This is a genomic window from Rhizobium sp. R339, from assembly GCF_002211395.1.
In the GTDB taxonomy this organism is placed as follows: domain Bacteria; phylum Pseudomonadota; class Alphaproteobacteria; order Rhizobiales; family Rhizobiaceae; genus Rhizobium.
In genome coordinates, this window is the sequence record NZ_LOKV01000027.1 from 332,097 (window position 1) to 346,355 (window position 14,259).

Below are 14,259 nucleotides of genomic sequence, written 5' to 3' on the forward strand. Positions count from 1 at the left end.
CTCCTCAACATCAAGAGGACCGTTTTCAGCCGCTTCAGTGACTCGCCGCTCCTTTGAAACAAGCCGTCTTGTTGACGCCAACAACTGTTTCGTTCGTTCAATCAGAGCTCGGGAAGAATTCAACTGCGCCTCAAGTATAGGGTCGCCCATGAGTGCACACCGCTGATTTGCAGGCGGGAGCACTTGGTAACCCTCAGCCGTCAGCGCCTACATATTCGGTTGCCAACGATAGCAGGGATGTAGGGTCTGATCATGAAAGGTCAACTTCACCGGTCTCACAGGTAAGCAAGATCCAGCTATCGCGACTGGTGCGGCGCTCCCGCCTTGAGAAGCAATCGGACATCATGGCGCCAACATTGTCAGCGGTACGTTTGACGACGAAGGCAATAAAGGAGTGATCGCGCGATTGATTATATGCTGGCGCTGATCGCCAAGGGCAGATTGAAAGAGCTTCTCGCTGAAAGGGCTTGAACGTGTTGGCGCGGTTGGCAAAACACCTGCGTCAGCATCTCTCGAACGAATGGAAGAACTGGGAAGACTCTGCTACGGGAGAGGTTCCGGCCTGGTGTGATCGACGCGGGGGTCGCCCAGTTCACAGGAGACACATGCTTGGGGTAAATGATCGCCATAAAGGTGAAACATCGCCCCAGCCTGCCCCGGGAGTGACCATTTCGTCCGGCATCGTACGGGAACCGTAAACTGACGATTCAGGTTAGCTCACTGGATCGCGGGAGAAAGCAAGTATCTTGTTGTTCGCGAAGGCTTACTCCTAGCGATCCACCACCCCGGATGTTGGGTCGTGCGGAGGTAGTTCCTGGTCTGCTCCCAAAGCGACGCTCCGCGCGGCCCGACGCCCTTTTGTGTAGGCCAAACACAAGTCGTGATCTCCAATCACGTTGAAGCGTCGCCTCCGCGCCCTACGGTTATCATCGGGGAGTGACGGCGTATGATCCTGTCTAGCGTATTCCAAACCCAGAGCGTGCTGAATGATGGCGAAGTTGCCCTTTGCCAAAGGGTCTTTGATCACGTCAGCTCGGCGCGGCAGATCGTGACCGCAGCCGACCGGGAAGAACTGGCAATGCGAATAATCCAGTCGTTCCAGCATGGAGTGAAAGACGAGGATTCTCTAGTTCGGCTCCTGACCTGATCGGCCTGCTTGTTATAGCCCGTTGTGTTTGTACGGTTCCGCACCAATATTAGCAAAGATTAATGCGTATCGGTCTACCGGTGGGTATCATCAGAGCTTGTTTCCCGTCGCAACGGAGAGGCTCGATATTGCATAAAGTCCCGTCGATGTTCCGCAATGAACTGTTGAACTCATTCTCTGAAGAACTGCAATGGCTGGAGGCCGATCTTCAACCGGTTAAGCTCGACGTTGGAGATATCCTTGTTGAGCCTGACGCTCCCATTCAGCATGTCCACTTCATCGAGAGCGGGATCGTTGCCGCGGTTACGACAACACCGGGTGGCCGAAGCCTCGAAGTATTCAGCGTGGGCCGGGAAGGCATGACCGGTGTCTCTGTTCTCCTCGGGGCTGATAGAACGTCATGGCGGAGCTTCGTTCAAGGAGCCGGTTCCGCCTTCCGCATTCCTACATCGGCTATTCGGGAGGCGGCCGAGCGTAGCCCTTCACTCCGCGAAACGCTTCTCCGATACGCGCACTCCGTCATGGTACAAATGGCGGAGACGGCCCTGGCTCTGGGCCACTACTCTTTGAACCAGCGCTTGGCCCGCCTCATCCTGATGAGCCACGACCGTGCCGGGGACGACGAACTTCTTATGACGCACGAGTTCCTGGCTATGATGCTTGGAGTTCGGCGGGCCGGCGTTTCCGAAGCCTTGGCGTTGCTCGAAGGCGAAGGCATGATCAGGTCCGCGCGCGGCAAAGTCATCGTCCGTGATCGTACCAAACTGATCAGCATGGCAGGCGGGAGTTACAATCGCCTCGCGGCGGCTCGTCCGGCCATTATGAGAGAGCCAACAGAAAACGCGTTTTCGGCGGGAACAAATCGGCAGCACTAAGCGTATTTCGTCAGCCGCGCGGAGCTTGGATGGCAGCCAACTCTTCATGATGCCTCCGCCCGGTCCATCGCAAGTCCCCAACTTGAGCCCCGCCCGCGCGGGGCTCTTTTTTAATTCTACGCTGGTACGCTCGCTGACAGAGGCTTGCGACGGGTTTTGCGAATGCTAATCCTTCGAAAAGAGGTGACCGTGGCGACGTATTATTTTCACATCCGGCACGCGGATCATGTCGTAGTCGACTTCGAGGGTTCGGCCTTCCCTGATCTGACCGCGGCAAGACAAGAAGCTATCGAGACCCTCCGCGAACTGGTCCGGCATGCCCTTATGAAGAGAGGGCAAGAGATTCCGATGGGTATAGTTATCCACGATGAGCGCGGGGCATGGGCGGCAGAAGTTGATATCGCCACCGCGATACCTGAGATAGTCCCTCGGCTGCGATGATCGATGGTCAATGCTATCCATCAGCCCCTTGGTATGACTGATGCGAAGGAAATTGCAGCCAATAGGCAGCCACCTCCGACGCGACCAAAACCATCACCGTCCGCTGACTGGCCGGCTAAGATGGCTTCGCTGTCGTTCCCATCCAACCAACGTTGGTCGCTCAAGTTCCTCCCCCGGAGGGCGGAACTAACATCCTCGCTGGCAGGTTCGGTGCGTTCAACGTCGGAGAACCAGCAGCTTGAACCTCAGCACACTCCTGTTTGGCCGCAAACTCGCTAACCGCGAGCACGAAGACAAGAAACTTGGCTGGATGGAGGCTGTACCCGCCATGGGGCTGGACGGGCTTGGATCATCCTCCTACGGGCCGGAAGCTGCTCTAACGATCCTGATTCCGCTCGGGGCGCTAGGTCTCACCTATCTCGGACCGGTTATGGGCTGCATCATCGCTCTCCTCGCGATCTTGTATTTTTCATATCGTCAGACCCTCGCCGCCTATCCGACAAGCGGCGGAGCCTATGCGGTCGCCAAGGAGAATCTGGGGGAATACCCCAGCCTGCTGGCGGCCTCAGCCTTGATGATCGACTACGTATTGAATGTCGCGGTTGGCGTCTCTGCCGGCGTCGGTGCACTCGTATCCGCCGTCCCAAGCCTCCATCCGTATATCCTGCCCCTCTGCCTGCTCATCGTAGCGTTTGTCACCCTGGCCAATCTTAGAGGGACTGGCGAGGCTGGCTGGCTGTTTGCGCTTCCAACCTATCTTTTTATGGTCTGCTTCCTAGGTGTGATCGCTTACGGCCTCTTCAGGATTGTGACTGAAAGCGATCCTGCCCCTGTTGTCGCGCCACCTGCGCTTGCGGCAACAACAGGGGCGGCAGGCATTTGGCTGCTGATGCATGCCTTCGCCAGCGGCTGCACCGCGATGACGGGAGTTGAAGCCGTCTCTAACGGTGTGGGTTCATTCAAGGCGCCCGTCATCAGGAACGCCTACATTACGCTCACGATCATTGTCGTGGTTCTGGCGCTCCTGCTGGGCGGTATCGCGACGATAGCGGCTACCTTCGAAATCGGCGCGATGAGCCAAACTGGTAACGGGTACCAGAGTGTGCTTTCGCAGTTGATCGGTGCAGTGGCAGGTTTCAACGCCTTCTACTACGTCGCCATGTGCAGCCTGCTCTGCATCCTGTGCCTGTCGGCCAATACGAGCTTCGTCGGCTTTCCTCGTATCTGCCGCATGGTAGCCGCTGATGGATACTTGCCAAAGGCTTTTGCTCAGCCGGGACGCCGCCTGGTCTTCACGGTAGGCATCCTTTTTCTGTCAGGCTTCGCCTCGCTTCTTTTGATCGCCTTCGGCGGCATTACAGAAAGGTTAATACCTCTCTTCGCCATTGGTGCCTTCTTGACCTTCACCGTCTCTCAAACAGGAATGGTCGTTCACTGGAGGCGTCAGAAAGTAAAGAAGCCAGCGAAGCTTGCGATGAATGCCGTCGGGGCGGTGGCAACCGGCACTGCCCTGGTTGTGATCATGCTAGCAAAGTTCTTGGACGGCGCTTGGATCACATTGATCGCCGTTCCTCTCACCATCATCCTGCTACGTGCGATCAAAAGCTATTACGAGGGATTGGATCGGGAATTGCGTCAACCCGGTCCGATTGCTGTGGAAGATGTCGACCCGCCAACGGTGCTCGTTGTGACGGAAAGCTGGAATCGCCTGAGTGAAAGGGCCATCAAGTTTGCACTGACGTTGTCCCCTGATGTCGTCGCTGTCCACCTTGTGAAGCTCGGCGGCCCGGAGAATGAGGATGGAGAGAGAGTTTTGCGTCAGCAATGGCATGCCGATGTCGAAGAACCGGTCGCTGCGAAGGGTCTCCAGCCTCCGCGCCTGATGCTTATTCCGGCACCTTATCGAGAACTGCATGAACCACTTCTTCGATTGATCGAGAAGCTTGATGCGGATGCGCCTGAGCGTCAGGTCGCGGTTCTCATTCCCGAGACGGTCAAGGAGCGATGGTGGCAAAAGATACTTCACATGAACCGTGCCGGTCATCTCAGAAAGCAGCTTTTGAAGTTCGGCGGCCCCAGGCTAACGGTCGTGACGGTGCCATGGCGCTTGTCGCGGCAAGAGGGATGAGGACATGTCACGTGACGCTGACCGCAATAAGCGACGCACACTTTTACCGATCTATATCGTGCTCGCAGTCAATCTTCTGATCGTCGGACTTTACATGCTCGGTGTGTTCGCTTGACATCGAAGATTGGGCGCCAGTTAAATCACCGGCTGCTGGGAAGAAGCCGTCAAGGCCGCGCTCGGCGGCGCGACCACGACGTTGTTCGCCCCGATCATCGAGCAGCTTGTCAATGTACGCTCAAGGGCACCGAATAAGAAGGAACAGCAGAAGAGGCAGCTCTCGCGAAGCTGATTTGCGCAAGAGTTCGACAACTCGCGGGCAGCTATTTTTGAACGTGGCGCGGGGCTATTCCGGTTCAGCCGACCTGCTGCACAGAAAGGGTGCCCACCGCGAGCGGCTTGATCAAGGACTTCGCGGAAACCGCCGGGTCAAGCCAATCTGCCCAGGAGCCGCGTTCGAGGATGACGATCTGCCGGTCGTGATACGGCGCAATGTCCGGCCCCGGCTCCATCGTCAGCATAGTGAAGGCTTGGCCGACCTCCGGCGTTTCGCGCCAGATGCCGGCGATGCAGAAGATCGGCTCGTCCGTCTTCGTGAACAGCCACTTGTCCTTGCGCTTCTTTTTCGGGTCCTTCGGATCGGTGAACTCGTAAAAGCCATCGGCAACGATCAGGCAGCGATTGGAAGTGAACTCCCGACCTTCCGACCGGAAATTATAAACCGGCCGTTTGTTCGGTCCGGGCCAGCTCCAACGCCGCTGCACGAGCTCGGCTTCATCGCGGGCTCCGCCGATCGTCCTGACGATCGGGCCGATATCTGTGATCTTGATGTCCTCGCGCGCTTCGAGGTTCGGCGCGCCTTCACCGAAACGGATCTTGATCTTCAGATCGGCGAAATCCTCGACAACCGAGGCGATATCCACCATCAACCGATAATCATTGCACATAGCTCTTCCCTTCGAGGGTGGCCTCATCAACTCGCGACCGAGCCGCTGCAGGTGCAATATATGCTCAGTTTGTATGCGCTCCAGCAGGACGAGCAGTTCCTCGGCATCCCTTGTTGGCAGGCGGAGCGTGACGAGTTTTTTGAGAAAGCCCAGTTTGCCGCGCGACGATGGCGGCACCATCTCGAACGTGTCGCATGACCATTTGAAGTTCGGTCTCACCGGCGCGCATTCGGGGAGATTAGCAGTTTTCGGCTAACCGCACACGATTATCCCTCAGCCGTTCAACGAGCGCCGCGTTATCGTCAAGCGCCATGACGGCGATGTAGAGATAGTGGAACTGCCTTGGGGATTGGCGCCCACGCGGCGGCGGTCCGCGCGCGGTGAACCTCATCCGTTCGGAAGGACGTTTCCCACCCACCTGCCTGGTGCCGTCTCGGAGTTTCGCCACAAGAGCTTCAGCTTCTCGCTCGCCAATGGCGACCGGTTCTATTTTGCGGGGATCTGGCGCCCGGCGGCTGTGAATTGGGCGGAGGACTGCGCCATCCTGACCATCGTGGCGAATGCCGATATCGCGCCTATTCACACCGGCAGATGGTGGTCCTGACACGCGACCAGCGCGTGGGCTGGATCGACGGCCTTGTTCGCGAAGAGGAAATCCTGCGGTCATTGCCGGCAGGCACGTTCCGGGTTAAGCACGATGCCCGCGCGCGCCTGCCGAGCCCGACGCTGGCGATCTAAAGCGCCAATCTCAGCTGCGGCTCCGTTCCGGCGGCGCGCCTTTCGAGCGACGACAGCGAGACGCCGAGCAGGCGAATGCCCTTGCGCGGCGGAAAAATCGGCGCCAGCAGCAGGCCGACGATCTCCTCCAGATCGGTGATCGCGGCCAGAGGACTGGGAACAGTCTTGCTGCGGGTAATCTGATTGAAGTCGGCATACTTGACCTTGAGCGTCACCGTCTTGACGCCGATCCCATTCGTCTCGCAATAGCCCCACACCTTTTCGATCAACGGCTGCAGCCCTTCACGGGCCGGCTCAAAGGCATGGAGGTCCTGCGAAAACGTGTCTTCGGCGCCGACGGATTTGCGCACCCGGTTCGGCTTGACCTGGCGCTCGTCGGTACCGCGGGCAATGCCATAAAAATAGGGTCCCGACTTCCCGAAATGCTCCACCAGGAACTCGAGCGTCTTCCCTTTGAGATCGGCGCCGTTGTCGATTCCGAGCCGGTGCATCTTTTCCGCCGTGGCAGGGCCGACGCCGTGAAATTTCTTGATGGGGAGAGTCTCGATGAAGGCCGGTCCGTTCCTCGGGGTGATAACGGCTTGGCCATTCGGCTTGTTCAGATCGCTCGCCATCTTGGCGAGGAACTTGTTGTAGGATATCCCGGCCGACGCATTGAGGCCGGTGACTTGCTTGATCCTCGCGCGGATCTCCGACGCGATCTCCGTGGCAATCGCGATGCCTTTGAGATTTTCGGTGACATCGAGATAGGCCTCGTCGAGCGACAGCGGCTCGATTATCGGCGTATATTCGGCGAAGATCTCGCGGATCTGCTGCGACACCGCCTTATAAACCTCGAAGCGCGGCGGCACGAAGATCAGGTCTGGGCACTTTCGCTTCGCCGTCACCGACGGCATCGCCGAGTGGACACCGAATTTGCGGGCCTCGTAGCTTGCTGCGGCCACCACGCCGCGGGCGGCCGATCCGCCCACCGCAACCGGTCTACCGCGCAATTCCGGATTATCGCGCTGCTCCACCGACGCATAGAACGCGTCCATGTCGACGTGGATGATTTTTCGGACGGGGGTCGAACTCATGTCGTTCATGGCGGCTTCAGCGATCGCGATGGCGTCGGCAGGTGATGTGCGCCGAAACAAAAACAGAACATAGCAGGCTTTGGCGCGATATCAACATTTGAGGGGGCGTCCGGGCCTGCTGTCGAAACTAGCAGCCGCCGGCCGCGTTCTCATTTGAGGAAAGCAACATCAGGAGACCTTAATGGCCGATGACAGCACCACGACGATCACAGCCACGTTCGAAACCCGAGAAGCGGCTGATCTCGCCGTCGAACATCTGGTTCAGCAGCACGGCATATCCAGACCAGACATATTCATCCAGTCGGCGAGCAACCGGAATAGTGCCGGCGCGGCGCCCTCGGGCGGCGATGCCTCGCATGGCGGAGGCGCGCGTCAGGACGCACCGCTGGAAGGCGAGATCGTCGTTTCGGCGGATATCGCTTCCAGCCAAGTCGCCGCCGTCCGGCGCAGTCTCGGGGATGCTGGCGCGCTGAGGGTCTCACAGCGATAAGCGGTGAAGGAAGCTAGCGCCGGTGCGCGTTGATAGGAGTTCGAGTTTCATGGCCGACAATCTTTCGAAATACCGGGCCAAGCGCGATTTCAAGAAAACCAGCGAACCCAGCGGTGAGACGCGAGTCAAACCGTCGAACCGGCGCCGATTCGTGATCCAGAAGCACGATGCCACACGGCTGCACTATGATCTCAGGCTCGAGCTCGACGGTGTGTTCAGATCCTGGGCGGTGACCAAGGGGCCATCGCTCGATCCGCATGACAAGCGGCTGGCTGTCGAGGTCGAGGATCATCCGCTCGATTACGGCGACTTCGAAGGCACGATCCCGAAAGGCCAGTATGGCGGCGGCACGGTGATGTTGTGGGACCGCGGCTATTGGGAGCCGGAGGGCAGCAAGTCTCCGGAAGAAACCTTGAGGAAGGGCGATTTCAAGTTCACGCTCGAGGGCAAGCGGCTGCATGGCAGCTTCGTGCTGGTGCGCATGCGCAATGACCGCGATGGCGGCAAGCGGACGAACTGGCTGCTGATCAAACATCATGACGATCATTCGGTCGACGAAAACGGTGCGGCTGTCCTGGAGGAGAACGCGACCTCGGTCGCTTCCGGCCGCAGCATGGATGAAATCGCCGAAGGCAAGGGGCGCAAGCCGCGACCGTTCATGATGGCGAACGCGGATGTGGAGGCGGATGCCGTCTGGGACAGCAAGCATGGCCTGGCCGCCGCCGAACGCAAGAAGAGGTCCAGCAAGGATCTCGCGACATCCACCGTGGTCGACCTGCCGGATTTCATCGAGCCGCAGCTTTGCGACAGGCTCGATCGTCCGCCGGCCGGCGACGACTGGCTGCACGAAATCAAGTTCGACGGTTATCGCATCCAGATGCGGGTCGCCGATGGAACGGCGACGCTGAAGACACGCAAAGGTCTCGACTGGACTAGGAAGTATCCAGCGATCGCCGATGCCGCATCCGCACTGCCCGACTGCATCATCGATGGCGAGATCTGCGCGCTTGATGAGAATGGCGCACCGGATTTTGCCGCACTTCAGGCGGCCCTGTCGGAAGGCAAGACAGGAGACCTTGTCTACTTCGCGTTCGACCTGTTGTTCGATGGCGGAGAGGACCTGCGGTCGATGCGCCTGGTCGAGCGGAAGGAGCGGCTGCAAAAGCTTCTGACCGCTACCGGCGACGATCCCCACATCCGTTATGTTGAACATTTCGAGTCCGGCGGCGACGCCGTGCTCCGCTCCGCCTGCAAGCTGCACCTCGAGGGCGTCATCTCCAAGCAGATGGATGCACCCTATCAATCCGGGCGCACCGATACCTGGGCGAAGTCGAAATGTCGGGCCGGGCACGAGGTGGTGATCGGAGGTTATGCCAAGACCAACGGCAGATTCCGATCCCTGCTGGCCGGGGTGCACCGCGGCGATCACTTCGTTTATGTCGGGCGTGTCGGAACCGGCTACGGCGCCAAAAAAGTCGAGACGCTGCTGCCGAAACTGCAGGCTCTCGAAACGGCGAGGTCGCCATTCACCGGTGTCGGCGCTCCGAAGCGGACAGCCGAAGTTGTCTGGGTGAAGCCCGAGCTTGTCGCGGAGATCGAATTTGAAGGGTGGACCGCGGACGGCCTCGTCCGACAGGCTGCCTTCAAGGGCCTGCGCGAGGACAAGCCGGCAAGAGAAGTCGAGGCCGAAAATCCGGCGCCGGCCAGGACCGAAATCGCTGAACCTGCCGCGGCCGCCAGACACAAACCCGCTCGCCGCAAAGGCGCGAAGGCCGAGGTCATGGGTGTCCTCATCTCCAACCCCGACAAGCCGCTCTGGCCGGATGCTGGTGATGGAGAGCCCGTCACAAAGGAAGAGCTTGCGCGCTACCATGAGGCCGTAGGCGCCTGGTTGATCGATCACATCAAGGGCCGGCCCTGTTCGATCATCCGAGCGCCCGACGGCATTGGCGGCGAGCAGTTCTTTCAGCGCCATGCCATGCCCGGCACCTCTAACCTGCTCGAACTGGTGAAGGTCTTCGGCGACAAGAAGCCTTACCTGCAGATCGATCGGATCGAGGGGCTGGCGGCGATCGCCCAGATCGGCGGTGTCGAGCTGCATCCGTGGAATTGTGAGCCGGGCAAACCGGAGGTGCCCGGCCGTTTGGTGTTCGACCTTGATCCTGGTCCGGACGTGCCGTTTGCGACCGTGGTCGCGGCCGCCCGCGAGATGCGCGACCGGCTCGACGAGCTCGGCCTCGTCAGCTTCTGCAAGACGACGGGCGGCAAGGGCCTGCATGTCGTCACCCCGCTTGCCGTGAACAAACGCAAGCCTCTCTTATGGGCGGAGGCCAAGGGTTTCGCGCATGATGTTTGCCAGCAGATGGCGCGTGACAATCCCGACCTCTATCTGATCAAGATGACCAAAAGCCTTCGCGGCGGCAGGATTTTCCTCGACTATCTCCGCAACGACCGGATGGCGACGGCCGTCGCACCGCTTTCACCGCGCGCCCGTGCCGGCGCTACCGTGTCGATGCCACTCACCTGGGCGCAGGTGAAGTCCGATCTTGACCCGAAGCGGTTTACGCTTCGCACGGTGCCGGCGCTGCTTGCCAAAAGCTCCGCCTGGCAGGACTATTGCGACGGCGAGCGGCCGCTTGAGCAAGCAATCAAGCGCCTCGGAAGATCGCGACGGGCAGCGTAGACTGATAGGGTCACGTCGTGTCCGATAAATATGAAATTGTCGGACCGCGCGGAGCATTGCTCGATGGGAGCGCACCAAAGCTCCGCACGAACCACTTCGGGATCAGATCAAAGCTGCGAGGGCATCTACGTGCAGCGTATAGCCATTCCTACGATCGTGAACCAACCCAGCTGCGTCTAGGTTACCGTTCGATCGTACGAAAAGCCTCGTCCACCGGGACGGGGCAAGTTCGTATGTGAAAAACGATGTCCGCTTGTCGCATCCCTCGTCGGCCGCAAGTCCCCCCGCGAATACGAGCCTCTCCAGCACCGCGATACGTTAGCTTAGCGGGTGCGGAACTCTGTCGCGGTCGAAAACGTTGACTGTCGCTTTAACACGCGGGGGCGCAATGACGGATACTGGGATCTGCACTGATGAGGGACTGATGGCTGCCCGGTCTGAAGGTTTGGAGACCGAGCTCACGTCAAACCCAGTCGTGGGTCTCCTGAGAACGGTTGACTTTGCACCTACGCCCCTTGGTCCGCCGGAACATTGGGATCAGTCTTTGAAGTCGGTGACGGCGCTCATGGTCGATAGCCAGTTCCCGATGTTCGTGGCATGGGGCGAGGAACTGACCTTCCTTTACAACGATGCCTATGCGCAGATACTCGGAAGCAAGCATCCGGCCGCCTTTGGGGCGCGGTTCAAGGATATCTGGCAGGAGATCTGGGAGGACATCTTTCCGCTTATCGACAGGGCGATGAAAGGCATCGCAACTTTCCGCGAGGACCTTCCGCTCGTTATGAACCGGGCGGGCTATGACGAGCAAAGTTGGTTTACCTTCTCGTATTCGCCGGTTCGCGATCATCAGGGTGTGGTGCGGGGGATGTTCTGTGCCGTCACCGAAACCACCCGGCGCGTCATGCTGGAAAACAGACAGTCCTTCCATCTCGCGTTGGAGGAGACCCTCAGGGATATCGCCGATCCGGTTGCAGTGATGGCCGCGGCTTCCGAAGCGTTGGGCAGAGCGCTCGGCATAGCACGGGTTGGTTACGGTGAAATCGATGAAAAAGAAGAACATGTCACCGTGGAGCGCGACTGGACGGATGGGCGCATCGCAAGTGTAGCGGGAAAATACCGCATGAATGACTTCGGTCCGCCGATCATCGACGAGCTCAAGGCCGGGCGGGTCATGTGCGTAGACGACGTGGACCGGGACCATCGGGTCGGAAGCATGGCTGCGGCGTTCCATGCGATCGGATCAAGAACAGTCTTGGCAGTGCCCCTGATCAAACATGGCCGGTTCAGAGCTATGTTGTTTCTTCACCACCCCATTCCACACAAGTGGACAGATAACGATATTGCTCTCGCGACGGAGGTTGCCGAACGGACGTGGTCAGCTGTCGAGCGCGCAAAATCAGAGGCGGAGAAGGCACGTTATACGGCGCGGCTGGATTTTCTGGACGCGCTTGGCAAGGCGACATCCGCGCTTCACGACGCGGATTCCATATTGGAAACCAGCACGCGCATGCTCGGCCAACAATTAGGTGTGTCCGTTTGCGCCTACGCCGATATGGACGCAGACGAGGACGGCTTCACCATTCGAGGAGACTGGGCAGCCCCCGGTTCGGGCCACATTACTGGCCGATACCATCTCAGAGATTTTGGCCGGCTCGCTGTTGATGAGCTTTCCGCCGGCCGCCCCCTTGTCATCAATGACAATTCGAAGGAGATCGCGCCGGAAGAGGCAGCCACGTTCCAGAAAATAGGCATTGCGGCGACCATCTGCCTGCCTCTGGTTAAAAGCGGCAAACTCACAGCGCTCATGGCCGTCCATCATAAGCTGCCACATCATTGGACCGCTCATGAAATTGCGCTTGTCCAGGAGGTCACTGACCGCTCGTGGGCTCATATCGAACGGGTCAGATCGGAGGCGGAGTTGCTGGCGAGTCAGGCCGACCTGCGTCGAGCCAACGAGGTCTTGGAGGCAACGGTCGCGGAACGTACGGGCGAACTCATGGCAGCGGAAGAATCTCTGCGCCACGCGCAAAAGATGGAAGCCGTGGGGCAGCTTGCGGGCGGGCTTGCCCACGACTTCAACAATCTTCTCGCCGGGATCCTTGGCAGTCTGGAAGTGATGAGGACCCGCTTGGCACAGGGCCGATTGAACGATATCGATCGCTTTCTGACTGCGGCAGCCGGTGCGGCCACGCGCGGCGCGTCGCTGACGCAGCGTATGCTCGCTTTCTCCCGGAGACAAACACTTGCTCCTAAGCCCACCAATGTCACCAAGCTCATCACCTCGATGGAAGAGCTGCTTCGCCGCAGCGTCGGTCCTGCCGTGGCCGTCGAGGTCGTTCAGACATCCGGGGCCTGGCCAACGCTTGTCGATCCGGGTCAGTTGGAGAGTGCGCTGCTGAACCTGTGTATCAACGGACGCGATGCGATGCCATCTGGCGGCAGGTTGACGATCGAGACAGCAAATCATTGGATTGACGATCGCATGGCGTCTCTTCTGGGGCTCAAGGCCGGGCAGTATTTATCGGTGTCTGTCTCGGATACTGGTACGGGCATGTCGGCAGAAACAGTTGCTCGCGCTTTCGATCCGTTCTTTACAACCAAGCCGATCGGCGAGGGGACCGGCCTCGGTCTTTCGATGGTATGGGGTTTCGCGGGCCAATCTGGCGGCAGCGCAAAGATCTATTCTGAGTTGGGTGAAGGTACTACCGTGTCCATCTATCTGCCAAGGTTTACGGGGGACGTCGGCTCGGAAGAGACGCTTCCCGCTGGCAGGCTGACTGCAGCAGAGCGAGGTAAAACAATCCTGCTCGTCGACGACGAGCCCCTGATCCGCATGGTCTCCGCTGAACAACTCGAGGAATTGGGTTATCTGGTGATTCAGGCCGGCGACGCTCGTGAAGCAACCGAGGTGCTGGAAACAGGCCGGCGGATCGATCTGCTGTTGACCGATGTGGGGCTGCCCAATGGCATGAATGGTCGGCAGCTCGCCGATCGTGCCCGCGAATGGCATGCAAATCTGCCAGTCCTGTTTGTCACAGGCTACGCGGAGAATGCGCTTTTAAATCACGGACATTTATCTCCGGGCATGCAGGTATTGACCAAGCCGTTCGATATGGAGGCGCTGGCAAGAAGGGTGAAGGCTTCCATTGAGGGTCAATAGATGATCTCCAGGCGCGCTTTCACTAAAGATTCCCGGCCGCCTCAAAGCGAAAACTAAAGGCGGCGCCATTGCTTATCTTGTCCGTTCTCAGGCGGTCACGTCACGGGTGCCAATCTGAGGCTGGATGGAGGGTTTGGCCAGCGCAGTGGCAGCTTGCGCCTCGGCCCCATTGTTCACATTCAAATACGTTGGACCGGTATGCTCACGCGACCTCTGACACTCCCCAAGGAGGCGGTATAGGTTTGCATCCGCCAAAGGCGATACGGCCTCGTCCTGAGGCCGACTTTAGCTCGAAGCGGCCATTAGGGAATTTCGGTGTCAAGTCTCACTGCAACTTAAACTCGCCCGCGACGCGGCGCCATTCGTTCGGCCCGATCAGCCGTTGGTGCGTATAGCGGACGGAATGAAGCGGCCCGTCCAGCGTGGACTGCCAAAAATCCAGAAACTTATGCATCTCCGGAAAGTCCGGAGCCAGATCGTAATCCTGCCAGACATAGCTTTGCAGGACGGATTCAAAATCAGGAATGCGATAGAGGATATGCGCTGTCGTCAGCCCGTAGCCGTTCAGCTGACGGTC

The 14,259-nt window shown here is 59.1% G+C and carries 9 protein-coding genes and 1 pseudogene; 7 read left to right on the plus strand and 3 right to left on the minus strand.

Annotated elements, in window-relative coordinates:
• The first annotated feature begins 946 nt into the window (after positions 1 to 946).
• The 3 genes from ATY76_RS34375 to ATY76_RS30405 all read left to right on the plus strand — a co-directional run bounded on the left by ATY76_RS34375 (position 947) and on the right by ATY76_RS30405 (position 4,591).
• A complete protein-coding gene (locus ATY76_RS34375) occupies positions 947 to 1,147 on the plus strand; it encodes a hypothetical protein (protein WP_088678319.1) in 201 nt (66 codons plus the stop codon).
• 128 nt (positions 1,148 to 1,275) lie between these two features.
• On the plus strand, positions 1,276 to 2,022 hold the full coding sequence (locus ATY76_RS30395) for a Crp/Fnr family transcriptional regulator (RefSeq protein WP_245310170.1): 747 nt from the start codon (positions 1,276 to 1,278) through the stop codon (positions 2,020 to 2,022).
• Between the two features lie 679 nt (positions 2,023 to 2,701).
• Complete coding sequence (locus ATY76_RS30405) at positions 2,702 to 4,591, plus strand: APC family permease (RefSeq protein ID WP_245310172.1); 1,890 nt, start codon at positions 2,702 to 2,704, stop codon at positions 4,589 to 4,591.
• Positions 4,592 to 4,944: 353 nt separating this feature from the next.
• Here the strand turns inward: ATY76_RS30405 and ATY76_RS30410 are convergent, their stop codons facing one another.
• A complete protein-coding gene (locus ATY76_RS30410; RefSeq protein ID WP_088678321.1) occupies positions 4,945 to 5,535 on the minus strand; it encodes an SOS response-associated peptidase in 591 nt (196 codons plus the stop codon).
• Between the two features lie 265 nt (positions 5,536 to 5,800).
• Between ATY76_RS30410 and ATY76_RS30415 the strand changes: the two are divergent.
• A pseudogene (locus tag ATY76_RS30415) lies at positions 5,801 to 6,273 on the plus strand (SOS response-associated peptidase family protein).
• Here the strand turns inward: ATY76_RS30415 and dinB are convergent.
• Positions 6,270 to 7,358, minus strand: coding sequence for a DNA polymerase IV (gene dinB, locus ATY76_RS30420; RefSeq protein WP_088678322.1), 1,089 nt, complete (start codon positions 7,356 to 7,358; stop codon positions 6,270 to 6,272). The pseudogene ATY76_RS30415 and the gene dinB overlap by 4 nt on opposite strands.
• 172 nt (positions 7,359 to 7,530) lie before the next feature.
• Here dinB and ATY76_RS30425 point away from each other — a divergent pair, with 172 nt between their 5' ends.
• From ATY76_RS30425 to ATY76_RS30435, 3 genes are all read left to right on the plus strand, one after another.
• The gene (locus tag ATY76_RS30425; protein WP_088678323.1) at positions 7,531 to 7,839 is read left to right on the plus strand and encodes a hypothetical protein; all 309 of its coding nucleotides are present in this window, start codon (positions 7,531 to 7,533) and stop codon (positions 7,837 to 7,839) included.
• Positions 7,840 to 7,888: 49 nt separating this feature from the next.
• Positions 7,889 to 10,522: a DNA ligase D gene (gene ligD / locus ATY76_RS30430; protein ID WP_088678324.1), complete on the plus strand. Its 2,634-nt coding sequence runs from the start codon at positions 7,889 to 7,891 to the stop codon at positions 10,520 to 10,522.
• Positions 10,523 to 10,910: 388 nt separating this feature from the next.
• Positions 10,911 to 13,682 carry a GAF domain-containing protein gene (locus ATY76_RS30435; RefSeq protein ID WP_088678325.1) on the plus strand — a complete coding sequence of 924 codons (2,772 nt, stop codon included), beginning with the start codon at positions 10,911 to 10,913 and terminating at the stop codon, positions 13,680 to 13,682.
• Between the two features lie 325 nt (positions 13,683 to 14,007).
• On the opposite strand, the gene ATY76_RS30440 is transcribed toward ATY76_RS30435, so the two are convergent.
• The coding region (locus tag ATY76_RS30440; protein ID WP_088678326.1) for an usg protein at positions 14,008 to 14,259 on the minus strand (252 nt) is incomplete at its 5' end.